Origin of the sequence: Rhodococcus sp. NPDC060090 (assembly GCF_042729855.1) — a bacterium.
GTDB lineage: Bacteria > Actinomycetota > Actinomycetes > Mycobacteriales > Mycobacteriaceae > Rhodococcus.
Genome location: NZ_JBHWXB010000006.1, coordinates 25,180 through 49,276 on the forward strand (window position 1 = coordinate 25,180; position 24,097 = coordinate 49,276).

The window sequence follows — 24,097 nt, forward strand, 5'->3', positions numbered from 1 at the left end:
GGCCAGGCGCAGGTTGTCATCGGCATCACGCCGTAGTTCTCGGTGTCACTGCGGGAGCCGGCCGAACCCCACCACAGCCGAGTCGTCCGACCATTCGAGCGTGTGGACGCGGATTCGACCGAATTCGTTGCCGCCCACGGTGATCGCCTCATCACCGTCGACCGCGACGATGATGTTGGTGTGCTGGCCGAACCCGGCGGTGTTCTCGTACAGGACGACGTCGCCCACTTCGGGCCGGTAGCCGGAATCCACGGGTTCGTATCGATCGTGCTGCTCGTAGTACTCCTGCAGGGTGTATACGCCGGGGATCCTCCAGTGTCCGGAGTGCGGATTCGTCAGTGGCATACCGGCCTCCCTCATGATCCAGCTGACGAAGTCGGCGCACCACTGTTCCTCGACGCCCTCCGAGTAGAAGGTGCCGGGACGTTGGGTCCGGTGTTCGTCCTCGAGTAGGCGGACGACCGCCGCCTGCTCCGCCGACAAGGCAGCGGCGTCGACGACGGGGAATGTCGCGGTGTCCCACGGCAGGTACCGACTCGGCGCCCACCACCACACGACCGCACCCAGCATCACCACGATCGCGGCGAGAACGGCGGCGACCCTCGTGGCGATTCGCCGCCTGCGACCGGTGCGCCGGAGGTCAGTGCTCATATGCGAACTCCACCATTCGGGTCGCGGGGTCTGCACGGGTCAGCCGGACAGTGACGTGCTCGCCCTCCCGCGGCTTCCCCGCACACGGCGCGATGACGGTCTCGGATTCGACGAACACCTCGGCGTCGCGTCGGTCGGTGGCGTCCTTGGTCACGGTAGCCTCGAATTCCTCACCGATGCGCGACGAGAGCACCACCGCCTCGGTCAGGTCGACGCACGCGCGTCCGATCTTCCCCGACAGAGAGTCCGACGACGACATGATCTTCGGTAGACCCGGCAGGGTGTCGCGGACATGCGACGAAATCTCGACGCCGGCCGATACCGCCAGACACACCTCGGTGGCGTACCTGTCCGACAACCGCCGCAGCGGAGCGGTCACGTGCGCGTAGGGCGCCGCAATCGCGCCGTGCAGACTCATCTCGGGGAGTTCCCCGTCGAACGCCGCATACGATGCGCCGCGCAGCAAGGCCGGGGCCTCGCTCATGAGCACGAGCGTCGACGGTTCGTTCGCATCGAGACCCGCCAGGAACGCGCCGACCTCCAGATCGTCGACCCACGGCACTCCCAGAGCCTTCGCGGTACGACGCAGTGCCGCAACAGCATCCGAGTCCGCCTGCGGCAGGGTTCGCAGCAACCCGACCTTCGCGTCGAGCATCGTCCGTGCCGCGCACATTCCGGTGAGAAGCGATACGTGTGAATTCCAGTCGTCGGCGTCGGTGCGGGGCTGCACCGTCAACCTCCAGCCGTCTTTCTCGGGCGTCACGTCCTGCTCGGGTAGACGCAACTCGATGGCGCCACGTTCGAGGGCTGCCGCCGCCCGCAGCCGCCCGAACTCAGGCAGCGCCGCGATCGACGGGTGCAGCGTCCCCGCGTCGGCGTCACGTTGCACACCGGCGTAATCGAGTCGTGCCACCGAACGGACCAGCGCACGCCGAACGGTGACGTCGACTGGTTCGCCGCGGTCGTCCATTTCGATCCGCCACAGCGCCACCGGGCGGACCGACTCGGGGAGCAGACTCGCCGCATTCTCCGACAACTCTCGCGGGTGCAGCGGGACCGACCCGTCGGGCAGGTAGAAGGTCTGTCCCCGGCGATGGGTTTCCGTTTCGAGAGCACCACCGGGTTCCACGACGGCATACACGTCGGCGATCGCGTAGTGCAGGACGAAGCCGTCCTCCGTGCGGACGAGGTGGAGCGCCTGGTCCAGATCCATCGAGCCGGGCGGATCGATGGTCACCAGCGCGAGGTCGGTGCGGTCGTCCCTGTCGCCGGCGAACCGGTCCGAGAACGCGCGGGCTTCCGCGAGTGCATCCGCCGGATATCCGTCCTCGAGACCGAACTCGGAGCGCACGGAGCCGAAGTCGATCGCGGGTGCGACGACGAAAGGTGCTGTCACCACTGCTTCAGCTCTCCTGCGTACCGCAGTGTCCGTTGTTCCACTCGGTCAGTTGTTCCACTCGTCGTCGGCCTTGTCGGCCGCCTTGGTTCGCTCGGCAGCGATCTGCAGCGCGCGTTCGGCGGTGTCTTTGTCGGGATAAGGTCCCATGCGGTTGAGGGCACCGGGATCCTTGCCCTGACTGACCTTGCCTGTGCTCACGTCGTAGTACCAGCCCTCGTCGCTCATGGTTCAAGTGTGCCCGAACAAGGTCGACTTTTTCCCGCTACACGGCCTTCGGCGTGGCTGGTACCGTCGGCCCGGCATCACAGACCGCCATCAATGAGGAGCCGCATACATGTCGTACATTCTCTTCGACACCCTTCTTCCGTACATCGGGCCGGAAGCTGCCTCACACTGGGCGCATCTGCTGGTCGTCGGACCTCTGTGATCGACGAGTAGCGCTGGGCCGAAAACAAGCCCTGGTAGACGGCACAGGGACAGAGCGGACGAGCCGGCCTGTAAGCCGGATCCTGTCCCCCGTCGAGACGGGGTGGCGACCATCCATCTGGACACACCGTTGCCGGGTGCCTCGAGCGGTCCACCCGCAGGCTCGGGCGAGCAGCCCTCGAACACCTGCGCAGCCGCACCGGTTCCCCGAAGGGATCCGGTGCGGCCTTCAACCTTGCTCCGGGCGGGGTTTACCTAGCCACCCCGGTCACCCGGGGTGCTGGTGCGCTCTTACCGCACCGTTTCACCCTCACCTGCCCCGAAGGGCAGGCAGTCTGTTCTCTGTGGCACTGTCCCGCGAGTCACCTCGGGTTGCCGTTAGCAACCGCCCTGCTCTGTGGAGTCCGGACTTTCCTCGATTCAGGGCCTCGCACCATTCGGTGCCGGTTCCCTGCTCCGCGGTCGCCCGGCCGACTCATCCGCTCGAACAGAGTAGCGCCCCGGATGTCACCGATGCGAACTACGGTCTTCGAGCATGACTCGATACGTGGCGCTACTGCGCGGAATCAATGTCGGCGGCGTCAGGATCAAGATGGCCGATCTGGCCGCACTCTTCACCGACCTCGGATTCGGCAACGTCCGCACCGTCCTCGCGTCGGGGAATGTGTTGTTCGACGCGGACGACACCGCCGTCGACCTGAAACGCTCGATCGAGCGCGCGCTGACCGACCGGTTCGGATACGACGCGTACGTGTTCGTCCATCCGCAGTCGTACCTCTCGGCTGTTGCCGACGCCTATCCATTCGATGAGCACGTCGACGGTCGGCACGCGTATGTGCTGTTCGTCGCTGACGAGTCGGTGTTCGGCGAACTGGCTGCCCTCACCGACACGCTCGATCCGGCGGTCGAGAGGATCGCGGTCGGTGACGGTGTCGTGTACTGGGAGGTCGAGAAAGGAGAGACGATCGGCAGCGTGTTCGGCAAGAAGATCGGCGCGTCCCGGTTCAAGGCGGTGACCACCAACCGCAATCTGCGGACAGTACGCAAACTGGTGTGAATCTCCGCTAGCGGTGATACATCCGGTGCTGCCCGTAGTGCGCGTGCGCCACCCACTGCTGGGTGTGCTGGGTGTACGGCTGCTGGGTGTACGGCTGTTGGGTGTACGGCGCGGTCCAGGTCCGGGCTGCGGGACGGTAGTACGGAATCGGCTGAGGGAGCGGCGCGGGCGCGGCCGGGAACCCGTAGATGCCGACAGGGTCACCGTTGAGGTACGCCTGGTGCTGCGCATCGGCGCGAGCGGCGATCGCGGCTTCCTCGCGGCGACGCTCGGCGAGGGAGCGCCGGCGGATTCCCACCCCGGCCACAGCGAGTACAAGCAGGAGCATCACCGCCGCGCCCGCCGGTTCCTCCTGAGCGAAACCGATCAACCACAGCACTCCGACGGTGGTGAGAATCGGATGTCGCCGCCACCACGGTCGCCGGTCCTCGACGAAGTCCGGGGCGGGCACGACAGCAAAGGGTGCCGGAGCAGCAGGGCCGGTGGCATACGCATGAACCTGGTGGCCGTTCATCGCCGTACCTCCTGCTCGCGGGATGACACCATCTTGACAGAACGCGCACACCTTCTGCCACCACGATGCGGTCGTAAGCCGAAACGGGAACTTTCCGAAAAGGACTTTCCGAATGTGTGTAACGAGCAAGGCGCACACCCGATAGACCTTGTGAGTGGCCGCGCAGGCACACCCCCGACATGTCTGCGCGGCCACTTTTCGTTTGTGCTGGGGCCTTACAGATACGACGTGTCGTTGACCAAGCGCACCGACGACCCGCCGTCCGGATAGAACTCGGCGATACTCAGCGACGCCAGATCCAGATGCAGGCGATACAGCAGCGACGGACCGGAATCCAGCGCGAACTGCAGCAGCGTCTTGATCGGTGTCACGTGCGAGACCACGAGTACCGTCGCACCCGGATAGTCCGTCGTCAGGTCGTCGCGGACACCCGCGATACGCATGCGCACGTCGTCGAAGCTCTCCCCGCCGGGCGGTCGCACCGACGTGTCGCCGAGCCACCGTCTGTGCAGATCGACGTCACGCTCGGCAGCTTCGGCGAAGGTGAGACCCTCCCACCCGCCGAAGTCCGTCTCGATCAGTCCGTCGTGGACGACGACCGGAAGATTCAACGCGTCGGCGGCCGCGGCCGCGGTGTCCCGCGCCCGCCCCAGCGGCGACGACACCACCGCGGCAATCCCGCCGCGCCCCGCCACCATCTGTGCGGCCGCGGCGGCCTGGCCACGACCCAGCTCGGTGAGCTCAGGGTTCCCGCGCCCCGAGTAACGACGTTCCACCGACAGCGGGGTCTGGCCGTGACGCAACAGCAGCATCCGTGTTGGTGTGCCGGTCGCGCCGGTCCATCCCGGAGCCTTCGGGGTCTCCGCCTTATCGGCGGTCGCGGCCGGGTTCTCGGCCGCATCCATCGCTTCGTTCGCGAGCCTGTCGGCGTATCCGTTCTCCGCGCGCGGCACCCAGGTGTAGTTCACGCGCGAGAACTTCGACCCCCACTCCTGTGCCTGGGCAACGAGGGGAATCATGTCGGGATGCTTGACCTTCCAGCGCCCCGACATCTGCTCGACGACGAGCTTCGAATCCATCCGGACCTCGACGTCGTCGGCACCGAGCTCCGCGGCCGCAGTCAGCCCTGCGATCAATCCTCGGTATTCGGCCACGTTGTTGGTGGCACGACCGATGCTCGCGTTGCGTTCAGCGAGTACCGTCCGGTGATCCGAGCCGAAGACGACCGCACCGTAACCGGCGGGACCCGGATTCCCGCGAGAACCGCCATCGGCCTCGACGACGACCCGACTCACAGACCTGATTCCTTGGTACGAACCATGATCGCGTTGCACTCCGGGCAGTGGACGACCGCGTCGGCAGGCGCGGCCTTGATGCGGGCGATCTCGCCGCGGTCCAACTCGATGCGGCATGCGCCGCAACGGCGGGCCTGCAGCAGTGCCGCGCCGATGCCCGACCGCTCACGCTGCTTCTCGTAGACCGTCACCAGCTCGGTGGGCAATGCCGCAACCAAGGTCTCCCGGTCGCTACGGCAGCGACCTTCGGCAACCTCGATATCGGCGAGTGCCTCGTCGCGGGCACGGGTCGCATCGCCGAGCTCGTCGTCGATCTGCGACACCTGCGCTCCGGCGTGATCGTGGTCGGACTTCGATGCCTCGCGCCGCTCCATGACGTCGAGCTGGTCGTCCTCGAGCGCCGCCTGGCGGCGTTCGAGACTGCCGAGCTCATGCTGCAGCTCGGTGAGCTGCTTCGAACCGATGGTGCCGCCCTCGAGCAGAGCGCGGTCGCGCTGCGCGCGCTGTCGCACGGCCTCGATCTCGCCCTCGATCTTGCGGATGTCACGGTCGAGGTCGTCGAGCACGATTTCGACGGCAACGGCCGCGTCCTTCCGGGACGCCCGCTCGGTCTGGAGCCGATCCACCTCCTGCTGTTCCGGCAAGGTGCGGCGACGGTGCGCGAGACGATTGAGCTCGTTGTCCACTGAGGCGATGGAGAGGAGCTTTGCCTGCACTGCGGGTTCGACGTTCACTCGGGTGGTTCCTGCTTTCGGGTTCTCGCTCGGGAAAGGCCGCGACGGCCCTGGTCGCGGCCGAGCCGCGACGACGGTCTCGTAGCTGATTACCGTACCGCGCGTGCCGCTGTCGTCCAGGGATCGGTGCGTAGGTCACTCACGCGGGACTGCCAGGCTTCGCGCTCACCGAACGCCTCGTCCAGGATCGCGCTCGCCTGCGCGCACCATGGCTGTTCGCTGGCCCAGTGTGCGACGTCGACGAGCGCCGGCCCACCGGTCCGCAGATGTTCGTCCGCGGGGTGATGCCGCAGGTCGGCCGTCACATACGCGTCGACTCCCAGAGCGGAGACCTTTCCGAGGAACGAGTCGCCCGATCCTCCGCACACCGCCACCGTCCGGATAGAGCGTTCGGGGTCGCCCGCACCGCGCACGCCCCACTCGGTGGGGGGCAGCGCCGCAGCGACGGTCTCGGTGAACTCGCGCAGTGTCTGTGTGTGAGGCAACTCGCCCACGCGGCCGAGCCCGCGGCTGCTCGGCAGTTCGGCGAGCTCGAACACGTCGAACGCAGGTTCCTCGTAGGGGTGAGCGCTGCGCAGCGCCGCAAACACCGCGGCGCGGGCGCGGCGAGGGGCGATCATTTCGATGCGGTCCTCGGCAACCTGCTCGAGTTCCCCGATTGCCCCGATGGTCGGGTCGGCGCCGTCGATGGGACGGAACTGTCCGGTCCCGGATGCCGTCCAACAGCATTCGCGGTAGTTGCCGAGGGCCCCGGCTCCGGCCTCGAACAGCGCGTCCCGCACGGCGTCGGACGCGGCGCCAGGCACCATCACCACCCATTTGTCGGTGGCAGGTTCCGGCTTGGGGTCGAGTGGTCGCAATCCGGTCAGACCCAAGGCCTGCGCCAGCGCATCGGATACGCCGGGATCGGCCCGGTCGGCGTTGGTGTGTGCAGTGAACAGTGCGCAGCCGCCGCGGATCAGCCGGTGGATGAGCGCACCCTTGGGCGTGTGGGCGCCGACGGTGTCGACGCCGCGGAGCAACAACGGGTGGTGCACGAGCAGCAGATCGGCACCCCATTCGAGAGCCTGATCGACGACAGCGGACGTGGCGTCGACAGCGAGCAGCACCTTGCGGACCGGGTCGTCGGGATCGCCCGCGACCAGACCCACGGAATCCCACGATTCCGCCAACGACGGCGGATACGCCGTGTCGAGTACGTCGATCACCTCACGAAGCGTGGCCGTCACGTGTCCTCCTACTCGAATCTCTCGCTCACAGTCCTGTATCGCCGACGACCCTACGCTGCGGTTCTTCGAGAACCGGGGACAATGTCCGCGTGACCCTCCTCGCTGATCCGCACCCGCTGTTGCTGCCCGCCCCGGTCGTGTTGTTCGACCTCGACGGCACCCTGACCGATTCCGCGACGGGAGTGATCAATGGTTTCCGCCACGCAGCCGAGACCGTCGGTTTCGCCGTTCCAGACGGGAACCTCGAGTGGCTGCTCGGACCGCCGATGCTCGACACCCTGCGTTCCTTCGGTCTCGGCGATGACGCGATCGAGGCGGGTCTGGCAGCCTATCGCGAGTACTACACGGAGACGGGCTGGTCCGAGAACGCGCTGTTCGACGGCGTCGGCACCATGCTCGCGGCCGTCCGCGACACCGGCAGCCGCCTTGCAGTGGCAACCTCGAAGAACGAGGCGGCCGCCGTGCGGATTCTCGAACATTTCGGAGTCGCGCAGCACTTCGAGTTCATCGGTGGGGCGAGCGAGGACGGCGTCCGGCGCGCGAAGGTCGACGTGGTCGCGCACAGCCTCGCTGCGCTCGGTGTCGATGCCGTCGACGCCGAGCGCGGTGGCACCGCCGATGTCGTGATGGTCGGCGACCGTGAACACGACATCCACGGAGCCGGTCGGTTCGGAATCCCCACGCTGTTCGTCGAATGGGGATACGGCACCGAATCCGAGGGTGCCGTTGCTGCGAAGTCCGTCGCCGCCGTCGCGGACCTCCAGCACCTCCTGACCGGCAGGCAGCGACCCGGCAGGCAGTAACCCGGCAGGCAGTGACACAGCGCCGGGGAACATGACAGCGACGGTATGCGCCGGGTACGCATTCGAGCAGGTACGGGAACAGATCGGGGCATACGTACCCGGCCTGCTCGACCGGGTGCGGCAGCAGTGAGATACACATCACGGTCTACCGTGGACATGTGCGCCGACTGTCATTTCTTCTCCGCCCGAGCTGGCTTGTTCTCGCTCTGGTAGTGGGTGGTTTCGCTTACGCATGCTTCACCGTGCTGGCGCCGTGGCAGCTCGGCAAGAATACGAGCACCGATGAGCGCAACGATCGCATCGCCGAGTCCGTGTCGCAGGACCCGGTGCCGGTGGGTGAACTGTTCGGGGACGGCGGCGCCACCGTCGAGACCGAATGGCGGCGGGTGATCGCCGACGGTAGTTACCTCCCCGATTCGGATGTCCTGGTGCGTCTGCGGAGCACCGAGTCCAAACCTGCCTACGAGGTCCTCACACCGTTCGTCCTCGACAACGGGAGCACCGTCCTCATCGACCGCGGTTACGTGCGTCCCGTCGAGGGCACCGCGGTGCCGGAAATTCCTCCCGCACCGACCGGGCCGGTGACGCTCGATGCCCGAATCCGTATGTCGGAGGGCACCGTCGAGGGCAAGGATCCGTTCACCGACGCCGGCTACCTGCAGGTCTACTTCATCGACTCCGGCCAGATCGCCGCGGCATCCGGGCTCGACCTGGTCGGTGGATACCTTCAGCTCGACCCGGAGCAACCCGGTGTCCTCGAGGCGAAAGCACTGCCTCAGCTCGATGCCGGCCCCTACTTGTCGTACGGGTTGCAGTGGCTCGCATTCGGCATCATGGCGCCCCTCGGGCTCGCATACTTCGTGTGGGCGGAAATTCGGGAACGTCGGAAGGCGAAGGCACGGAGCACCGATGAGGGTGCCCCCGCGGAGACGACACCGCCGTCGAACGACGCGAAAATCGTGCGTTCGGGATCCGTGCGGTCCACCTCGACGTCTCACACCACCAGCGACAAGCTGGCCGACCGCTACGGCGGACACCGGTGACCGCGTACTGCGACACGTCACTGCCCGGTGTTTCACCACACGAGGAGTTCCCGATGTATTCGACCGTCGACGACTACCTGGCCGACAAGGACCCCGCGGCCGTCGACGCGTTCCGGCGATTCCGCACTCTGGTCCTCGCACTGGGTGACGACGTCGAAGAGACGGTGCACACCTCGGAGATCTCCTGGGCTCGGATGTCTTCGTCGGGGCCGCGGGTGTTCGCTGCGGCTTTCCTGTATGCCACTCGGCTCGAAGCAGCACTCGACCTCACGCGGCGCATCCATCACCCGACCTTGCGTGAGGCGTACCCCACGACCGGCAGGGTCACCACTCATCGCTTGAGTCTCTCGTCGGCAGACGACTTGGACGACGGGTTCTGCGCTCTGCTGGCAGAGGCATACAACACTGCCTCGATCACCGCCGGGTAGTTCGGAAGATCCGGCGCGCCGGCGACGTCCTCCGCTACTACGGTCGCCCCAGCCGCGTCTCGAGTCCGTCCAGGATCAACTCGAGCCCGAATTCGAAGTTCTCCTCCCAGGTGGAATCGAACGTGTTCTCGGACAGCTCTGCCATTGCCGGGAATCGTCCCGAGCTCATCACTCGATTCAAAGTAGGCAGCTGGTAGGTCCAGAACTCGTCGTCCGACATTCCCGACTCCGACGATGCGTTGAGCCACAGGAGTTCCTGCCGCACAGTGCCGATGACGTAGGAGTCGATCACCGTCGCAAGGTTCATCTTCTCCTGGTCACTCAAGGACAAGTTCTTCACTCCGGTCAAGAACAGATTCAGGTCCGCGACACTGTTGGGCCCCAATACCGGTCGGCTCCAGTTCGCCTGCAGCGCCCACGAGTGGGTGATGTAGAGCTTTCGTGTCTCGCGAGCGGTAGTGGCCAAGAACTCCCGCCACCCCCGCTCAGCGGCGGTCCTCCTCGCTTGCGAAGGGCCGACCACGGCATCGAGCATCAAGTCCAGCAGTTCCGCCTTCGAGGGCACGTAGCGATACAGCGACATGGTGCCCACGTCGAGTTTCTGTGCCAGTTTTCGCATCGACAGCGCTTCGATTCCGTCGGTATCCGCGAGTTCGATGCCGGCGGTGACGATCTGCCCCAGCGTGAGCCGGGACTTGGGGCCCTTCGCCCGCTCAGGAAGGCCTTCCCACAACAGTTGAAGGCTCCTGGCCAGCGGATTCAGATCGGTCACGAACACTCCTAGCGTTGAACCCCTTGCCTACTGCGCACACCGTACGCTACCGTGCTGCGTGCATCGTATGGCGTACGTCGTACGCAACAGTGAGGGGAGATGCGGAGATGAATTCAGGACCGGCCGTCCAGGCCACCGGCCTGATCAAACGGTACAAAGACAAGGTCGCGCTCGATGGAGTCGACCTCCTCGTACCCCGTGGAACAGTCCACGGTCTACTCGGCCCCAATGGCGCGGGCAAGACCACGACGGTGCGAATCCTGGCCACCCTGACCGACGCCGACGGCGGTACCGCCAGCGTGGCGGGATTCGACGTGTCGAACCAGCCCCGCGAAGTCCGCCGCAGAATTGGGTTGACAGGCCAGCAGACCGCCGTGGACGACCTGATGACGGCGCGCCAGAACCTCACCATGTTCGGCAGACTCTTCCGGCTCGACAAGACGGACGCTCAGCGCCGCGCCGACGAGCTGCTGGATATCTTCGGACTCACCGACGCCGCCGGCCGATCACCCAAGAAATTCTCCGGTGGCATGCGTCGCCGACTCGACCTCGCAGCCTCGATGATCCTGGCCCCCCAGGTCCTGTTCCTCGACGAGCCGACCACCGGTCTGGACCCCGCCGGGCGCCGGGAGGTGTGGGAGGCAGTGCGGAACCTGGCGGACGCGGGCACAACCGTGCTGCTGACAACCCACTATCTGGACGAGGCCGACAAGCTGTGCGACCGGATCAGTGTGATCGACCAGGGCCGGAACTTCATCGAGGACACCCCCGCCGCGCTGAAACGGCGGATCGGGGACGAGCGGCTGGAGCTGGTTGCCCACGATCCGACCGAACTGGCCAGGGCCGCCACGGTCATCGTCCGCGTCCTGAACGCCGCGGCGGACGTGGAGGAGACCGAGGGGCGCCTGAGCATCCCGGTGCCCGACGGCGTCGCCGCGCTGACATCAGTGGCTGCCGCCATCCGGGCCGAAGACATCGACATCGCCGACATCGGACTGCGCCGTCCGACTCTCGACGAGGCATTCCTGTACCTGACTTCCGCCGCAAAAGGCACTCTCGAGGAGACGCGATGACCACCACGACACCCGCGCTCGCCGAGACCACAGCTCCGGAGACCACCGGTTCACGTCTGATCTGGGCCGCACGCGACTGCTGGACCATTGTGCTCCAAGAGTTCACCCACCTGATCCGCCAGCCCAGCACGTTCGCCTGGCAAATCGGCTTCCCGGTGGTAATGGTCCTGATGTTCGTCTACGTTTTCGGTTCGGCGATGGACGTCACCGGCCAGGGCGCCGGTGAAGGCTATGTGGATTTCGCCATGCCCGGAATGTTCGCCATGACGATGGCGCTGGGGTTCATGGACACTGCCTATGCGGTGACCCACAACAAGGAGAAGGGCTTCATGGATCGATTCCGGTCGATGCCGATGTCCCCTTCCGCGCCTGTGACCGGGCGCGCACTGTCCGATGTCATCCGAGCGGCGCTGGACCTCGTGATCATCGCCGGGGTGGCTTTGCTGATCGGCTGGCGATCGGGCGGCAGTCTCGGAGCAACGTTGCTGGCCTTCGCGCTGCTGCTCTGGCTGAGACTGGCTTTGATACTTGTGGGCATCTACCTGGGGCTGTGCATCACCAATACTGAAACCGCTGGAATGCTCTTCGCAGTGGCCTTTCCCTTGGGATTCATCTCGTCGGTCTTCACCCCGCCTGAGATGATGCCCGGCTGGTTGGGTGCGATCGCGGCGTGGAACCCGGTTTCGTCGACAGCGACAGCGATCCGCGAACTGTTCCAGACCCCGGGCATCGACTATCTGGAGCCGGCCTACTGGATCGACGGCCACGCTCTGCCGGCAGCCATCATCTGGCCTGTGGTGATCATGTTGATCTTCGGGCCATTGGCGGTCCGCCAGTTCAAGGCGCTGAGCCGGTAGGTCACCGACGAGTGGGGGAATCCTTGAGGAGTGTGTCCACAAATACAGGGGAAGGGCGCCTCCCGGTTTCCCGGAAAGTGCCCTTCACCTGCACTGATACTGGTGGGCGTGGACGGTATCGAACCGCCGACCGCTGGTGTGTAAAACGTGCGGTCTCGCAATTTGCTGGGCGTAGGTGCATCCACATTCATCAACGCAAGTACACAGCTAGAGCACCATATTTGGCGCTCTAGCTGTGTGCCACGTCCACACGGATCAAGCTGGGAAACGCCGGGTGCTGCGGTCTCCCTGCGGTCCCGATCGTCCAACTTGCGCGCCTACACGCGCACATGTACGCGCGCGAGCCCCCAAGGCCGATCGCTAGTGTGTGCGCATGATCCTCGACCACAGATGGCTGTCGGATGACGAGATCAACCGATCCAAGGATCGAGCTCGCGCCAAGGCGGCTGAGCAACAGCCCCATAGGCACCACGTGGTGCCACAGATGTATCTAAAGCGTTGGCGTCCGGAATCTGGTCCCGAGCGGAAACGGGTCCTTCGGACGCACGTAGACAGCCGGGAGGCTGAATCTCGAAATCCTGACTCCATCGAATACGAGCCCGATTTTTACCAGATGTCGGCGGATGACATCGACCCCGTAGCCACCCCGACAATGTGGTTCGAGGAGCACATGGCGCGGGTGGAGAACGATGCAGCGTGGTGGCTTCGGAAGGTCAGCGAGAGGCGTGTGGGTCGCCTGCACGACAAGAAGTTGATTCTCGACTTGGCAGTCTTCATCGGTCTTCAGAGCCAGCGATCCCGTCGGAGCAGACAGATGGAGGTGAACATCGACGCCGCCATCGAGAGATTTGGCGTGGCTGAAGTGGTGTCCGAACCGGACATGCTGCAGCGGCTATGCCTGATAGAAGGTGTCCGTTACGACTCTTCTCATCATGACGAGATCGCTCGCAGAATGGCGCGCAGGTTGGCGCGCCGAACCCGGATCAGTGAGGCTTCCAACGGTGCTGCGGCCCGCATCCTTAACAGTTCAATCGAGGTATGGCGGGGTGCCGTAGTCCCCTACCTGTCGACCAGGCGCTCATGGTGGCTTCTCTCTACCGAGGCACCCCTTGCAACGTGTGATGAACCGGTCATCTATCTCGGCTCCAAGCGGAAGCGAAACGATCCGCGGGCATACGCGATGGACAACGCGCCACTGATTCTGTTTCCGATCGATCCACACCATGTGATTGCCATTGCAGACCGCATACGCTGCCGCCCAAGTGGCCCATTTGGCCTCGCAGCGCACGACGTGAACCGAATCAACTTTGAAGTCGCTGCAGCTTCCCTAGAGCACATGTTCGAAAGACCCGGGAGCGGGATCGCCGAGACGATACGCGTGCCTCAACGATCACACTTCGAACCATCCACGTCTTCTACGTTCGCAGAGTATGTGGCTCCCCCACCACGATGGGTAACCGAGGAGGGACCCGAGTGGGCATTTCAGCGCTGGGTCCACTGGTGAGCGTACGAAGCGGCATCCGGCACCGTCGTCAGGAGTCACCTCGTGTCTTGCTCTCCGAAGATTCACTGTCGAGACCACTGAGATCGCACAGATAGTCCAGCAATAGCCCACTGCCGCTGCGAATCGCGTCGAGATCGACCTCGGTACCGTCGAAATCGGGGTTGATATCGACTTCGATGCTGCCCCAAAAGCGGTCCAAGGCATGCATGCAGTTGCGGAGGTCCTTAAGCAAACTCACGTCGACGCCGGTATCTGGATCGATGAGCAATCGGGCCAACTCGTGAGCGACTTCACCTCGATGATCGCGAATGCGCTCTAGCGTCTCGGCATGTTCCGGCTTCAGAGCTTCCATCTCGATCAACCATGCAACCGAAGCCTTGAACCTGTTCCTGGGCTCCAAGGCTAAGACCTTCTGGTACTCAGGGGAGATCGTCACCCCAGCCTCGTCGAAGCCGATGATGAAGAAGTCGCGGACTCCATCAAGGATCGATGACTTCACCAGCTCGTATCCAGTTAGCAGCGCGCCTGCCTGAATCAAAGCTTGAGTGACGGACCCTGGAGAGAGCTTGTCTACCGTGCGCGCCCGTAGGTCATCCTTCATAGGATGATGAAACAACACCCAGGTTTGCACTCAGCGCCGGCATATGGGTCAAAAAGCATCACTCCCTAGAGGCTGCCCCTAGCCCATGGTTCCACCTGCTCCTTCAGCCCTAGTTCGACCTCCCAGCGGGCACTCACATCCTTTGCCAGGCAGAAAACAAGTAGGAAAATGGTACGGGAGAGGTGGCCGCCCCTTGGCCGGATTTCCCTCGCGAATGGCCTTGATCAATCGAGCACTATCCGATGTGGGCTCCCAATCGCTGACGCGGACCTCGTACTCGGGCAGTTCCTTCAGGATCTCCGCAAACATAGCGATTCCAAGCCCCTGCCCCCGGAACTCCTCAGGAAGCGAGTACTGCAGCGTCTCGACTACGCGATCGTCGTCATACACACCGAAGGACAGCCCCCCGACGCGAGTTCCGTTTACGAGAACGTCTACGTCTCCAGGACGGGACCAGCCATGCTTATCTCTGACGGACGTCTTGAGCTCGATGTGATCTTCGCTGTTCATGCACGGCAGTTTGGCATAGGAACGAACGCTGCAGGACCAGTTCAAGCGGGCACTGCCCGCTGCTGCGCTTCCGCGGTGTAGCTCGCGTAGACACCGGGCTTGGCACCGTTGGTGACGGCGTAGGACAGCCACCATGCCTCACGATGAGCTTTGTTCTCGTCGGCGAGGCGGTGCGGCGCGCCGAACGCGAGCCAGCGTTGATCCGACTGCCCCGTCACGTCTGGCAGCACTCCCCGTCCGCGGAGGATTGCGGCGTGCCGCCAGATCGTGTGCGCCTGGGCGGTGAGGCGTTCGGCTTCGTCGTAGGAAGGCTGGTGCGGCTCGGAGTCGAGGCGTGTAGAGCGGTGCCCGTGCTCGACGACGACGTTGGCATGCGGCGCCAGTTCGGTGATGGTGCGGTCCATCCACGGGGCGAGGATGTCGGCGATGAGCTGGTCGCCGAGTTTGCGGAGGCGGTCGTCGGCGCGGCGGTCGTAGATCCAGGACACCCGGTTGACGAGGCGTTTGTATTCTTTGGCGTCCTTGCGGGCGAGTGCCTTGGCGACGGTTTGGACGGCGCCGGGGTCGCCGTTGGCGATGGATTCGGCGAGTGCGTCGACGTCGGCCGGCTGTTGGGTGGCGGCCAGCTCAGCGAGTGCGGATGCCTTCTGCTGCACGAGGGTGGCGATGTCGTGTCGCGCCCCGGTCACCGTCTTGGTCGGTTCGATGCTGGAGGCAGCGAGGAGGCTGTCGAGAACGGCGAGGGCGTCTTCGGCGGTGTAGCGGTCAGCCTGCGTGGGGGTCATGGCGTGCGTCCGTTCGGTCGGCGAGGTGAAGTGGCTTTGCGTGCTTTGAGCGTGCGGCGTTCCTGCGCGGTGCAGAGGTCGGCGAGGTCTACGAGGGCGGCGTCGACGCGCCATTGAGCGTGGTCGTGTCCGAGGGGGCCGCGGCGTCGGTAGATGCGGCGTGTTGCGGCGTGAAGCCGGGCGAGTGTGGGAACGAACTTGGCGAGTTTGGGGTGTTCGAGCAGCTGCTGCTGGCTGGTGGTGAAGCCGGTACGGGATCCCGCGGCCTGGGCTAGCCATACGAGAAGGTGGTCGTCCGGCAGGCGCTGCGGGAGTTGAGCGGTGGGTACGTGGGGGATGCGATCCATGCGGGGGCGCCTCTCCACCTTTTGTACCATATTTTGTATCGTACCGGGCGCGCGCGAAATGTACACCATGCGCGGCGTTTTGAGGGGCAATGAGGCAGGGGCTGCGTTCGGCGCGCAGTCGGTGAACTGTCGGATAGCGTCGGCGAGTGCTGGCGGCGTAGCCGGTTCGAATGTCAGCGCGAGTGATGCTGTTCATCGCGACGAGGTATGCGGCGAAGCGTGTCAGGTGGATGTCTGCCAACTCGACCGTGCCGCCCCGGGTCCTGTCGACCAGGTTACGGGCGCCCGCAAAACTGGCTGGTCAAGTCGGGATTTCGGCTCACGTGGGCTACCGCTCCAGCGGCGGGTGAATTGCCGGTCGCGAGCTCGCGGGTGCCGAATCGGACGGTGGCATTCTTGTCAGCGTCGACAAAATGGGTCTGAGCTGCGGCATCACTGCGCGTGCCCTCGACTAGCACAACTACTTTCAGTACCTCCCGCTGCATGGGGGTGCCGGGAGTGCGTGCCTAGATGTGACCGGATTTAGCGCAACTCTGCTGTGGCGTTGGGGTATTCACATCGGTTACCCGAGTGTTGCCAGGGGCGCGCGCTCGAGCTTTAACCCGAAGTTAAGCGACATCGGGACGTTCGCGGCCGTCACCGCTGTGTTCGTCGCTGTCGCCGGAGCGGATGCGGCGGTTACGGTCTGCCTGTTTGCGGTAGTGCCGCGCGCGTCGTGCGGCTCGAGTGCGTCGGCCACTCTGCCTGGCCGTAGCGGTGCGCGGGATGGGCGGTGGCAGCCGGAGGGGTGGAGGGGGCGTCGGGGGCGGTGGCGTGTCCAGCGGGAGCGGTGGCATGAAGTGGGGGTCCGCGGCTTGCATGCGTTCCCATTTGTCGCGCGTGCGGTCACTGAGGTGACGTGGTGCTACCTGTTGAGCGCGGCGGTGGATTTCCTCGGGCAGTATCCGCAGGTTCATCGGAGGCCACTTCGGATGACGCCGTTGCCTGTGGCGTGGCAGTTCCGGAGGCAGTGCGGCGTACATGCTGCGATCGCCGAGGTTGGTGCGTTGCCATAGGGGTGGGCGTTTTTGGGCACCCCCGGCAAGGATATTGCCGACTTCTCGGTTGGTCAGGTGCGGCAAGTGGCGGCGGATCTCGGCGAGGCTGTGCCACTTCCCGTCGGCGAGGGCGTCGTGGATGCGCTGTTGGTTTGCGCGGGCGTCTGGGGACTGGTGTTCGTCGATGATGCGCACCGTGTGGCCCTTTCTGGCGCTGTGCGGCTCGTAGGCGCGTTGCGGGAACGCCTTAGTGGTTCGGGATGGGTAGAGGTTTCTCGCTGCCGGATGTGGATGCGGACGGGGGCGGGGGTTTCGCCGCGCACTACGGCCGCGTTGTAGGCGGCCACTTCGGTGGCCAGGCGGCGTCGGGCTTGATAGCGGCGCGTGTTGGCATTGGTGCAGATGCGGCAGCGACGTTTGCCTGTGCGACCGGTCATGAGGTTGGCGCCGAGGAGGAGGTGTCCGCGGTCGCAGGCGAATTTGGCGGCGTTCAGCGCGGTGGGTGCGTTGCTGGCGAGGGTGTTGTCGCGAGGCGTGGCGGCGTCGAGGTGGTCGGGGTTGACGCAGCGGGGGTTGCGGCACCGGTGGTCGATTTGTAGGCCGTCGGGGATGTCTTTGCCGTGCGCGATCGTCCAGGCGATGCGGTGGGCGAGGTAGGTGCGGTTGTCGATTCCGAATCGTCCGTAGCCGAGTCGGCAGGCGGCGGCTGTCCATTCGTGGCATCCGGTGTCGGGGTTTGGTTGCACTTTCGAGTGGAAGCGGTGGAGGAACGCGGCACGCTCGGTGGGGGTGAGCGCGGCGATGACGGGGTGAATGGGTCGTTGCGGGGCAGGGCTCATAGTGGCGCCTTTCCAACATTCATTAGCGAAAGTAACGAGTAGGTGGTGTCACGGTGAGGGCGCCGAGGGGTCTGTCGGCGCTACTGGACAGGGGTGACAGGGGTGGTCCAAAGGAAGAAATATTTGGGTTTCACGAGGAAGCTTTGGAGTACCCCTGTCACCCCTGTCCACTTGAGTGTTAATGCAGGTCGGGGCGTTTCGGTTAATCGCTCGTCTCGTCAGTCGAGGTGCGGAACCGGAAACCGATCCATGCGGTGTATCTCCCACGTGGCGGCGGAAGCGGCCAGCCGGGGCGAGATAGTCCTTCGGTCTTGGTGGTTCGTCTCTTCGTGACCCCGCTGTCAGCGAGTGAGCTGTGGTCGCTGAGGCGAGCAACGAATGTCTGGTCCGACCACTCGGCATGGCCGTTGTCGGTCATCCAGGCGTTGAAGACAGCGAATAGGTCGGCGGAACTGACGAACCCGTCGCGGTCGAAGATGAGTTTTTCTTCTACGAACTTGAGGATGACGTCGGTGGAGGCGCGCCATTCGTGAGTGTCGGCCTCGACGGTCGTAGGGGCGAGCGGGAGCTTTTCTCCGTCGCTGTAGTAGGTGTGGGCTCCGGCGATGAGCCACGCGAGGACGGCCTCTGCTCGGCCGCCGGTGCCCCGTTTGAGTCGTTCGCGGAGGGTGGGGTCGCCTGCGCGATCGTCGGGACTTGTGAGGGCCTGCCCGGGTTTGCGGTAGCGGTACGGAAACCGCACGAGGGCGAGGCGCCGCCAGGTGCCGTGGTCGGTTTCGTCGACTCGCGGCACATAGTTCGTGGCGAGCATGAGCGAGTGCGTGACAGACCAGGTGACGGAGTCTTTCGCGATGAGGCGGGCGGTCATGGTGTCGGTGCCGACGGTCGCTTTCAGACGTGCAACGTTCAGCCGCCGCGCCTCGGGGGTTTCTTCGATGATGGCGAGCCGCGCGCCCCGCAGCGTCATGAGTTCGGTGGGGTGGTCGCTCGGGTTGGCGAGGAGGACCCGTTCGGGGACCTTTGTGGCGTACTCACCGAGAGCGCGTTCGACTGCGACGAGAAGTGTCGATTTACCGTTCTCGCCGCCGCCTTGCAGGACCGGCATGACGTCGTCGGGCGTGGGATGGCCGGTGGTGGCTTGCCCGAAGCGGTACTGCATCCACGGGCGACTATCCGCGGGCAGTGCCTCCAGTGCGGTGTCCCAGTCGGGATGCGTGGCGCCGGGCGTGTACGGCACGTTGGTGAGTTTGGTGAGCCTGAGTGCAGGGTCGTGCGGCTGGAGGATGCCGGTGCGGAGGTCGACGACGCCGTTGGCGCAGTTCAGCAGGTCGGGGTGCTGATCGAACACGTTGTTGTCGACGTGGAGGATGCCGCGCGCAAGGCGGACGACGGCACCGATGCGATTCGCGGCGAGGAGGCCGGCGACTTGCCGCATGCGATGTACGTCAGCCCCGGCGAGGGCTTCGCGCTGCTGTAGCTCGATGACGGCTTTGCGGACGTCTTCGGTGACGGTCGCGTCGGGGGCGGGCTGCCAGCGTTTGCCGTCGTAGCGCATCCATCCGTGACCCGATGCCCAGCAGTAGGTGCCGTGCAGGTGCTCGTCGGCGATGCGTTGGGCGACATGAGCGTCTTCGAGTGGAGCGCCGGAACTGGTCTTGGTGCGGCTCCCCTCGGTTGGGGTGCTGACGGATGCCGCGGCGGCTGTCGGTCGCATCGGTACGCCGTAAAATCTATGGGCGTTCGTATATGTCTCGGCTTCGATAGCCGCACGATCGGTGTCGAGTTTGGCGTGGACCTTGCCGAGAGCCCATTTGAGGAGGTCGATGTATTCCTGAGTGGCGGATTCCTCATCCCGGACGTTGCAGCCGAGCGCCGCGCGGCTCGGATCGGTGCGCAGTGCAACGAACGCGTCCCCTGCTCGGTCCATAGCCTCGGCAGCCGACACGAACCCGCAAAGCGCGTACTTCATCAAGTCGATAAGGCCGGGCAGCCAGGCGGGGTGCAGACCCCGAGTGTTCGCCTGCTCGACCATGTGGTCGAGATGCTCATCGAGCAGCTCGGGATGACTGGCCGCGGTGCAGGTATCGCGGAACGCTTCGATGCTGTCGAGGGTCGCTTCGGTGACGGCGATGTTGTGGCCCTGCCAGTCGGCGGTCTCGGTTTTGGAGGCCAACCAGTCGGCGAGCTGCGCACTCATCACGGGGACGATTCCTGTGCGCTGCCACTGATAGCGGCGCCCAATGGCGTGCTTTTCGTGGATCGACGGAGCGGAGACGGCGATGGCGGTGCCGTGCCGGATTTCGCCCGGGCTGCCGGTCATGCCGTCGGAGACGGGGATAGCCGAGGTGTGGCCGAACCGTCGGCCCGGCAGTATCTCGAAGTAGTAGTGGCCGCGGCGCGGGTCGGTGCTCGACGATGACTGGTAGGGGGCGGTGTCGAGTTCGGCCCAGATGTGGTCGGGGACGTGTTCGGGGGTGTCGATGTCGATGATGACGGCGCGCGGCCCCGCGTGTACAGCGAGCCCTACGGTGTGGAACGGCACCTCACGGTAGACGTCGGCACGCAGTTCAATGTCCCCGAGAGTGTGGGTGCCAGTCCTCTGTTCGGTGAACCAGTTGCGCAGCTTCTCGGGGTCGCGGCTGGTCTTGGTCTGCCAGCTCTTACCTAGGAGCCCACCGGGGTTCTTCGACGCGTTCTTTGCGGGTGCACTCTGCGTCGGGATAGATGTGGTGGGGAGGACGTGGAAGCCGCCTTCGGAGAGGAGGTTCGCTGCGTCGAGGAGTGTGAGGTCCGGGGCGGTAAGTCCGGAGTCAATGCGTAGGGGCTGCCGGGCGTTCGATGCTTCGGGATCTTCGCTGGCGGTGTTGACGCTCTCGGGGTGGAGGGCGCTGGAACTGATCGTCGTATCGGTCACAGGTGTGCCTTTCAGGTGTCGTATCGGTCTCCTTTCCCGCTCCGGCTAGTGCGGGTCGATGGTGGGTGGTGCCGTGGTGGGTGGTGCGTGTTGCTGACGGTCTAGTAGCTGCCGCCGGACTTGGTGTTGTGGAAGCGCTGTTCGTTGTAGTCGCGGAGGTCACCGAGCCGGTAAACGATGCGGCGTGCGCGTAACGAGCTGAGTGGGCCGCGGTCGTCGCCGCGCATGTTCCGCATGTACGGGACGGTGTGCCCGACGTATCGGGCGGCGACGTGGAGGTGGACAAGCGCGTCATCGGGGGTGTCGGGAGTGACGGTGTCGATGTCGGTGATGACGCCATGAGAGTGGGCGACAGGGGTAGCGGTCACGTTGATTCTCTTTTCTGATTGCCGACGGGATGTCACAGTTCTATACGTCCCTCGACGGTCCGTCAACACGACCCAAGCACCCACATAAAGTTGCGCTAATGATGGACAACACCGCAGGTCAACGGCATTTGCGCTAATCCTGGTCAACCAGTCACACCACTTATAGCCCCACCTGCGGAAACGTTATTTGATAATTGTCTTGGACCGCAGTCAGTCCAGCGGTCAGTAGGTTAATATCCGTCTGTGAGCCAATATGAACCCACTCCCCCACACACCCGCAAACCAACCCGCCGCAACGTCCGATCCGGGATCGTCGACCGGTGGTACTCCCACCTGACACTCAAAGACGCCGCCGGCAACCCCATCCTCGACAGCAACGGCCGCGAACAACGCGCCCCCACTACGCGACACGGCAAAGGCATGCGCTGGCAAGCCCGCTTCGTCACACGCGACGGCCGTGAGGTCGGCAAGTCATTCGCCAAGAGAGCGGACGCGCAACGCTGGTTGGACAGTCAAACCGCCGACGTGACACGCGGCGAGTTCATCCACGGCGAGCGCCAAGCCATGACAGTGGGCGAGGTAGCCGCCACATGGAAAGCGCACATCGAGCAGCTGAAGCCCTCTACCCGTGCCGGGTACCTCAACCGCTGGACCACCCACGTCGAACCACGATGGGGGAACGTGCGTCTCGCCGACGTCGAGCACGCCGCCATCGTTCAGTGGGTCGCCGAACTGCGGCAGGCCGGACAGTCCCCCTCGTCGATCGCCGCATGCTGGGGCGTCCTCAATCAAGTACTCAAGGTCGCCACACGCGACGGACGACTACTCCGCAACCCTGCTACCGATGTACGACTCCCCAAAACAACCCACGCCGAGCACAACGACCTACGCATCATCACCCTCGCTGACCTACGAACCCTCGCTCGCAAAGCAGAAGGCGCGGAAGTCGGGCAGAACGGGACGATGATTCTCACGCTCGGTCTCGTAGGACTGCGATTCGGGGAGCTGGCCGGACTCCGCATAGGAGACATCGAGTTCACCAAACGCACCATGCGGATCTCCCGCAATGTCACCGAGGTGGACGGCCACCTACATATCGGCTCACCCAAGTCCGGTAAACCCCGCACAGTGACCTTCCCGAAGTCCCTCACCGAGCGACTGCATGTCCAGGCGGCCGGACGCCCCACCGACGCCTACCTGTTTCCACAGGGTGGCCTCGACGCCTCCGGTACGTCGCAACCCATCCGACGCACGAACTGGGCCAAACGAGTGTTTACCCCTGCCGTCGATAAGGCCGGACTGCGTCCGCTCACGGTCCACGACTTACGGCACTGCTACGCCGCATCGACACTCTCCGCGGGAGCCAGCGTCTACGTCGTGCAACGGCAGCTCGGCCACGCCCGCCCGTCGATCACTCTCGACATTTACGGGTACCTGTTCGAAGAGGACCTCAACTCGGCAGCCGACCGGCTCGACGCAGCGATCGAGGCACTCGACAGAGCTGAGGAGACAGGGCAAGCTGACAGCGACGACGTCGACGCCTCAGCGGACGTTTCCGAGACCGCACAAGCTACGGTCTGAACACCTAGAAATAAGCCCCAGTGGAATCCCTGCGGTCTCACTGCGGTCCCGAGGGGCTCGGAACGCAAACAACAGGTCTCAAAAAGCTTCTTGAACTGCACTAACACTGGTGGGCGCGGAGGGTTTCGAACCCCCGACCGCTGGTGTGTAAAACCAGAGCTCTACCACTGAGCTACACGCCCGAAAATCGGCAACCGGAGGCTGCCGATTTCACCTCAGGACTTTAGCGCGGCGAGCGCCCGGACCCAAGCCTGCTGGTCACGGGGTTCTCCGGGTCCGTTTTCCTCTGCGAACTGCACGACGCCCGCCTTGTCGATCACGAACGTTCCGCGGTTCGCGAAGCCGAGCTTGTCGTTGAACACGCCGTACGCCTGGGCCACCTCACCGTGCGGCCAGAAATCCGACAGCAGCGGGAAGGTGTAACCCTGCTCTGCGGACCAGATCTTGTGGGTCGGGGATGCACCCACCGACACGGCGAGGATCGCGGTGCCGTCGTTCTCGAAGGTCGGCAGGTCGTCGCGCACGGCGCACAGCTCGCCCTGGCACACACCGGTGAACGCAAGTGGGTAGAACACCAGCAGCACGTTCTTGACGCCCCGGAAGCTCGACAGGGTCACTTCCTGATTGTTCTGGTCCTTCAGAGTGAAATCGGGCGCTTCGGCGCCCACGGCGATCGCCATCGAAGGGTTTCCTTTATTCGGAGGAGGTGTCGGCTCAGCGACGCGGACGGCCGGTCTTCGGCTGCACCAGCCGGCTGCCGATCCAGTCGCCGAGATTGGTCGCCGAGGTCTGCGTCAGGCCTGCGGTGGTCGCCGATTCGGCGATCTCACTGGGCTCGACGTGGTCGGGGCGTCCCGTCTTGGGAGTCAGAACCCAGACGACGCCGTCCTCCGCGAGCGGGCTCACGACGTCCATCAAGGTGTCCACGAGGTCACCGTCGCTCTCTCGCCACCACAGCAGCACGGTGTCGACGACCTCGTCGGAGTCCTCGTCGAGCAGCTCCGTACCGGTGACCTCCTCGATCGCTGCACGCAACTCCTCGTCGGTGTCCTCGTCCCAGCCGAGTTCTTGCACCACGTGGTCGTGCTTGATACCGAGCTTCGAAACACTGTTCTTGGCATCCGCCGCCGCGACCACGGTGGGTCCTCCTCAAGATTGTGGCCGCGGAGCTTCCGCGTACCGGTGTGACGTTCGATTGATCAAAGCGAACATGGTCGGGCGCCTGAACGCAACCCGAAACGCTGCGATTCCGCCGAGAATCTTCTGGATCGACGCTACGCGCCCTCCATCGAAGCAGTCCACCGGGCTGCCATGAAGGTCGATCGGAGGG

Annotated in this window: 24 protein-coding genes, 1 tRNA gene and 1 other RNA gene; 8 read left to right on the forward strand and 18 right to left on the reverse strand. The window is 64.7% G+C overall.

Annotated features, from left to right (window positions below):
- Nucleotides 1–45: 45 nt before the first annotated feature.
- From ACFWCF_RS09795 to rnpB, 4 genes are all read right to left on the reverse strand, one after another.
- On the reverse strand, nucleotides 46–651 hold the full coding sequence (locus tag ACFWCF_RS09795) for a CHAP domain-containing protein (RefSeq protein WP_378560320.1): 606 nt from the start codon (nucleotides 649–651) through the stop codon (nucleotides 46–48).
- Nucleotides 641–2,050, reverse strand: coding sequence for an RNB domain-containing ribonuclease (locus ACFWCF_RS09800; RefSeq protein WP_378560323.1), 1,410 nt, complete (start codon nucleotides 2,048–2,050; stop codon nucleotides 641–643). The genes ACFWCF_RS09795 and ACFWCF_RS09800 overlap by 11 nt, the downstream gene beginning before the upstream one ends.
- A gap of 45 nt (nucleotides 2,051–2,095) precedes the next feature.
- On the reverse strand, nucleotides 2,096–2,275 hold the full coding sequence (locus ACFWCF_RS09805; protein WP_054807486.1) for a hypothetical protein: 180 nt from the start codon (nucleotides 2,273–2,275) through the stop codon (nucleotides 2,096–2,098).
- A 257-nt stretch (nucleotides 2,276–2,532) separates the two neighbouring features.
- Nucleotides 2,533–2,954: RNase P RNA component class A (gene rnpB / locus ACFWCF_RS09810), an RNA gene on the reverse strand.
- Between the two features lie 57 nt (nucleotides 2,955–3,011).
- On the opposite strand from rnpB, the gene ACFWCF_RS09815 reads away from it, so the two are divergent.
- Entirely contained in the window at nucleotides 3,012–3,533 is a 522-nt protein-coding gene (locus ACFWCF_RS09815) for a DUF1697 domain-containing protein (protein ID WP_378560326.1), read from the forward strand.
- A 7-nt stretch (nucleotides 3,534–3,540) separates the two neighbouring features.
- Here the strand turns inward: ACFWCF_RS09815 and ACFWCF_RS09820 are convergent, their stop codons facing one another.
- The 4 genes from ACFWCF_RS09820 to ACFWCF_RS09835 all read right to left on the reverse strand — a co-directional run bounded on the left by ACFWCF_RS09820 (nucleotide 3,541) and on the right by ACFWCF_RS09835 (nucleotide 7,305).
- Nucleotides 3,541–4,047, reverse strand: a complete 507-nt coding sequence (locus ACFWCF_RS09820; protein ID WP_378560329.1) for a hypothetical protein — start codon at nucleotides 4,045–4,047, stop codon at nucleotides 3,541–3,543.
- A gap of 215 nt (nucleotides 4,048–4,262) precedes the next feature.
- Nucleotides 4,263–5,342 carry a bifunctional RNase H/acid phosphatase gene (locus ACFWCF_RS09825; protein ID WP_378560332.1) on the reverse strand — a complete coding sequence of 360 codons (1,080 nt, stop codon included), beginning with the start codon at nucleotides 5,340–5,342 and terminating at the stop codon, nucleotides 4,263–4,265.
- Nucleotides 5,339–6,076: a zinc ribbon domain-containing protein gene (locus ACFWCF_RS09830; RefSeq protein WP_378560335.1), complete on the reverse strand. Its 738-nt coding sequence runs from the start codon at nucleotides 6,074–6,076 to the stop codon at nucleotides 5,339–5,341. The genes ACFWCF_RS09825 and ACFWCF_RS09830 overlap by 4 nt, the downstream gene beginning before the upstream one ends.
- A gap of 89 nt (nucleotides 6,077–6,165) precedes the next feature.
- Complete coding sequence (locus ACFWCF_RS09835) at nucleotides 6,166–7,305, reverse strand: Nif3-like dinuclear metal center hexameric protein (RefSeq protein WP_378560338.1); 1,140 nt, start codon at nucleotides 7,303–7,305, stop codon at nucleotides 6,166–6,168.
- A gap of 89 nt (nucleotides 7,306–7,394) precedes the next feature.
- Between ACFWCF_RS09835 and ACFWCF_RS09840 the strand changes: the two genes are divergently transcribed.
- The 3 genes from ACFWCF_RS09840 (at nucleotide 7,395) to ACFWCF_RS09850 (ending at nucleotide 9,579) form a co-directional block, all read left to right on the forward strand.
- Nucleotides 7,395–8,108: an HAD hydrolase-like protein gene (locus tag ACFWCF_RS09840; RefSeq protein WP_378560341.1), complete on the forward strand. Its 714-nt coding sequence runs from the start codon at nucleotides 7,395–7,397 to the stop codon at nucleotides 8,106–8,108.
- 158 nt (nucleotides 8,109–8,266) lie between these two features.
- Entirely contained in the window at nucleotides 8,267–9,151 is an 885-nt protein-coding gene (locus tag ACFWCF_RS09845) for an SURF1 family protein (RefSeq protein WP_378560344.1), read from the forward strand.
- 53 nt (nucleotides 9,152–9,204) lie between these two features.
- On the forward strand, nucleotides 9,205–9,579 hold the full coding sequence (locus ACFWCF_RS09850) for a DUF5655 domain-containing protein (protein ID WP_378560347.1): 375 nt from the start codon (nucleotides 9,205–9,207) through the stop codon (nucleotides 9,577–9,579).
- A gap of 37 nt (nucleotides 9,580–9,616) precedes the next feature.
- On the opposite strand, the gene ACFWCF_RS09855 is transcribed toward ACFWCF_RS09850, so the two are convergent.
- Nucleotides 9,617–10,351 (reverse strand): TetR/AcrR family transcriptional regulator, encoded by a 735-nt coding sequence (locus tag ACFWCF_RS09855; RefSeq protein WP_378560350.1) that lies wholly within the window; start codon nucleotides 10,349–10,351, stop codon nucleotides 9,617–9,619.
- A gap of 107 nt (nucleotides 10,352–10,458) precedes the next feature.
- Between ACFWCF_RS09855 and ACFWCF_RS09860 the strand changes: the two genes are divergently transcribed.
- The 3 genes from ACFWCF_RS09860 to ACFWCF_RS09870 all read left to right on the forward strand — a co-directional run bounded on the left by ACFWCF_RS09860 (nucleotide 10,459) and on the right by ACFWCF_RS09870 (nucleotide 13,785).
- On the forward strand, nucleotides 10,459–11,424 hold the full coding sequence (locus ACFWCF_RS09860) for an ATP-binding cassette domain-containing protein (RefSeq protein WP_378560353.1): 966 nt from the start codon (nucleotides 10,459–10,461) through the stop codon (nucleotides 11,422–11,424).
- On the forward strand, nucleotides 11,421–12,281 hold the full coding sequence (locus ACFWCF_RS09865; RefSeq protein ID WP_378560356.1) for an ABC transporter permease: 861 nt from the start codon (nucleotides 11,421–11,423) through the stop codon (nucleotides 12,279–12,281). Before ACFWCF_RS09860 ends, ACFWCF_RS09865 begins: the two co-directional genes overlap by 4 nt.
- 373 nt (nucleotides 12,282–12,654) lie before the next feature.
- Nucleotides 12,655–13,785: a DUF4238 domain-containing protein gene (locus ACFWCF_RS09870; protein ID WP_378560359.1), complete on the forward strand. Its 1,131-nt coding sequence runs from the start codon at nucleotides 12,655–12,657 to the stop codon at nucleotides 13,783–13,785.
- A 28-nt stretch (nucleotides 13,786–13,813) separates the two neighbouring features.
- Here ACFWCF_RS09870 and ACFWCF_RS09875 read toward each other — a convergent pair whose 3' ends face one another.
- The 6 genes from ACFWCF_RS09875 to ACFWCF_RS09900 all read right to left on the reverse strand — a co-directional run bounded on the left by ACFWCF_RS09875 (nucleotide 13,814) and on the right by ACFWCF_RS09900 (nucleotide 21,186).
- Complete coding sequence (locus ACFWCF_RS09875; RefSeq protein WP_378560362.1) at nucleotides 13,814–14,386, reverse strand: hypothetical protein; 573 nt, start codon at nucleotides 14,384–14,386, stop codon at nucleotides 13,814–13,816.
- A gap of 551 nt (nucleotides 14,387–14,937) precedes the next feature.
- On the reverse strand, nucleotides 14,938–15,681 hold the full coding sequence (locus ACFWCF_RS09880) for a hypothetical protein (RefSeq protein WP_378560365.1): 744 nt from the start codon (nucleotides 15,679–15,681) through the stop codon (nucleotides 14,938–14,940).
- Nucleotides 15,678–16,028 carry a hypothetical protein gene (locus tag ACFWCF_RS09885; protein ID WP_378560367.1) on the reverse strand — a complete coding sequence of 117 codons (351 nt, stop codon included), beginning with the start codon at nucleotides 16,026–16,028 and terminating at the stop codon, nucleotides 15,678–15,680. The genes ACFWCF_RS09880 and ACFWCF_RS09885 overlap by 4 nt, the downstream gene beginning before the upstream one ends.
- 1,108 nt (nucleotides 16,029–17,136) lie before the next feature.
- Nucleotides 17,137–17,904, reverse strand: a complete 768-nt coding sequence (locus ACFWCF_RS09890) for an HNH endonuclease signature motif containing protein (protein ID WP_378560370.1) — start codon at nucleotides 17,902–17,904, stop codon at nucleotides 17,137–17,139.
- A gap of 202 nt (nucleotides 17,905–18,106) precedes the next feature.
- Nucleotides 18,107–20,818, reverse strand: coding sequence for a phage/plasmid primase, P4 family (locus ACFWCF_RS09895; RefSeq protein WP_378560373.1), 2,712 nt, complete (start codon nucleotides 20,816–20,818; stop codon nucleotides 18,107–18,109).
- A gap of 101 nt (nucleotides 20,819–20,919) precedes the next feature.
- Entirely contained in the window at nucleotides 20,920–21,186 is a 267-nt protein-coding gene (locus ACFWCF_RS09900) for a hypothetical protein (protein ID WP_378560376.1), read from the reverse strand.
- A 243-nt stretch (nucleotides 21,187–21,429) separates the two neighbouring features.
- Here ACFWCF_RS09900 and ACFWCF_RS09905 point away from each other — a divergent pair, with 243 nt between their 5' ends.
- Nucleotides 21,430–22,767 (forward strand): tyrosine-type recombinase/integrase, encoded by a 1,338-nt coding sequence (locus tag ACFWCF_RS09905; RefSeq protein ID WP_378560379.1) that lies wholly within the window; start codon nucleotides 21,430–21,432, stop codon nucleotides 22,765–22,767.
- A 107-nt stretch (nucleotides 22,768–22,874) separates the two neighbouring features.
- On the opposite strand, the gene ACFWCF_RS09910 is transcribed toward ACFWCF_RS09905, so the two are convergent.
- The 3 genes from ACFWCF_RS09910 to ACFWCF_RS09920 form a co-directional block, all read right to left on the reverse strand.
- Nucleotides 22,875–22,949: transfer RNA gene (locus tag ACFWCF_RS09910), tRNA-Val, on the reverse strand.
- A 33-nt stretch (nucleotides 22,950–22,982) separates the two neighbouring features.
- Nucleotides 22,983–23,447: a peroxiredoxin gene (locus ACFWCF_RS09915; protein ID WP_378560382.1), complete on the reverse strand. Its 465-nt coding sequence runs from the start codon at nucleotides 23,445–23,447 to the stop codon at nucleotides 22,983–22,985.
- A gap of 34 nt (nucleotides 23,448–23,481) precedes the next feature.
- The gene (locus tag ACFWCF_RS09920; protein ID WP_378489832.1) at nucleotides 23,482–23,904 is read right to left on the reverse strand and encodes a DUF3052 domain-containing protein; all 423 of its coding nucleotides are present in this window, start codon (nucleotides 23,902–23,904) and stop codon (nucleotides 23,482–23,484) included.
- Nucleotides 23,905–24,097 lie beyond the last annotated feature (193 nt).

What these genes read in the sequence shown, in the direction of transcription:
- ACFWCF_RS09875 (WP_378560362.1), bottom strand. Translation starts at nt 14,386, where the DNA reads ATGAAGGATGACCTACGGGCGCGCACGGTAGACAAGCTCTCTCCAGGG.
- ACFWCF_RS09870 (WP_378560359.1), top strand. Translation starts at nt 12,655, where the DNA reads ATGATCCTCGACCACAGATGGCTGTCGGATGACGAGATCAACCGATCC.
- ACFWCF_RS09860 (WP_378560353.1), top strand. Translation starts at nt 10,459, where the DNA reads ATGAATTCAGGACCGGCCGTCCAGGCCACCGGCCTGATCAAACGGTAC.
- ACFWCF_RS09805 (WP_054807486.1), bottom strand. Translation starts at nt 2,275, where the DNA reads ATGAGCGACGAGGGCTGGTACTACGACGTGAGCACAGGCAAGGTCAGT.
- ACFWCF_RS09795 (WP_378560320.1), bottom strand. Translation starts at nt 651, where the DNA reads ATGAGCACTGACCTCCGGCGCACCGGTCGCAGGCGGCGAATCGCCACG.
- ACFWCF_RS09850 (WP_378560347.1), top strand. Translation starts at nt 9,205, where the DNA reads ATGTATTCGACCGTCGACGACTACCTGGCCGACAAGGACCCCGCGGCC.
- ACFWCF_RS09885 (WP_378560367.1), bottom strand. Translation starts at nt 16,028, where the DNA reads ATGGATCGCATCCCCCACGTACCCACCGCTCAACTCCCGCAGCGCCTG.
- ACFWCF_RS09815 (WP_378560326.1), top strand. Translation starts at nt 3,012, where the DNA reads ATGACTCGATACGTGGCGCTACTGCGCGGAATCAATGTCGGCGGCGTC.
- ACFWCF_RS09820 (WP_378560329.1), bottom strand. Translation starts at nt 4,047, where the DNA reads ATGAACGGCCACCAGGTTCATGCGTATGCCACCGGCCCTGCTGCTCCG.
- ACFWCF_RS09880 (WP_378560365.1), bottom strand. Translation starts at nt 15,681, where the DNA reads ATGACCCCCACGCAGGCTGACCGCTACACCGCCGAAGACGCCCTCGCC.
- ACFWCF_RS09865 (WP_378560356.1), top strand. Translation starts at nt 11,421, where the DNA reads ATGACCACCACGACACCCGCGCTCGCCGAGACCACAGCTCCGGAGACC.
- ACFWCF_RS09890 (WP_378560370.1), bottom strand. Translation starts at nt 17,904, where the DNA reads ATGAGCCCTGCCCCGCAACGACCCATTCACCCCGTCATCGCCGCGCTC.
- ACFWCF_RS09915 (WP_378560382.1), bottom strand. Translation starts at nt 23,447, where the DNA reads ATGGCGATCGCCGTGGGCGCCGAAGCGCCCGATTTCACTCTGAAGGAC.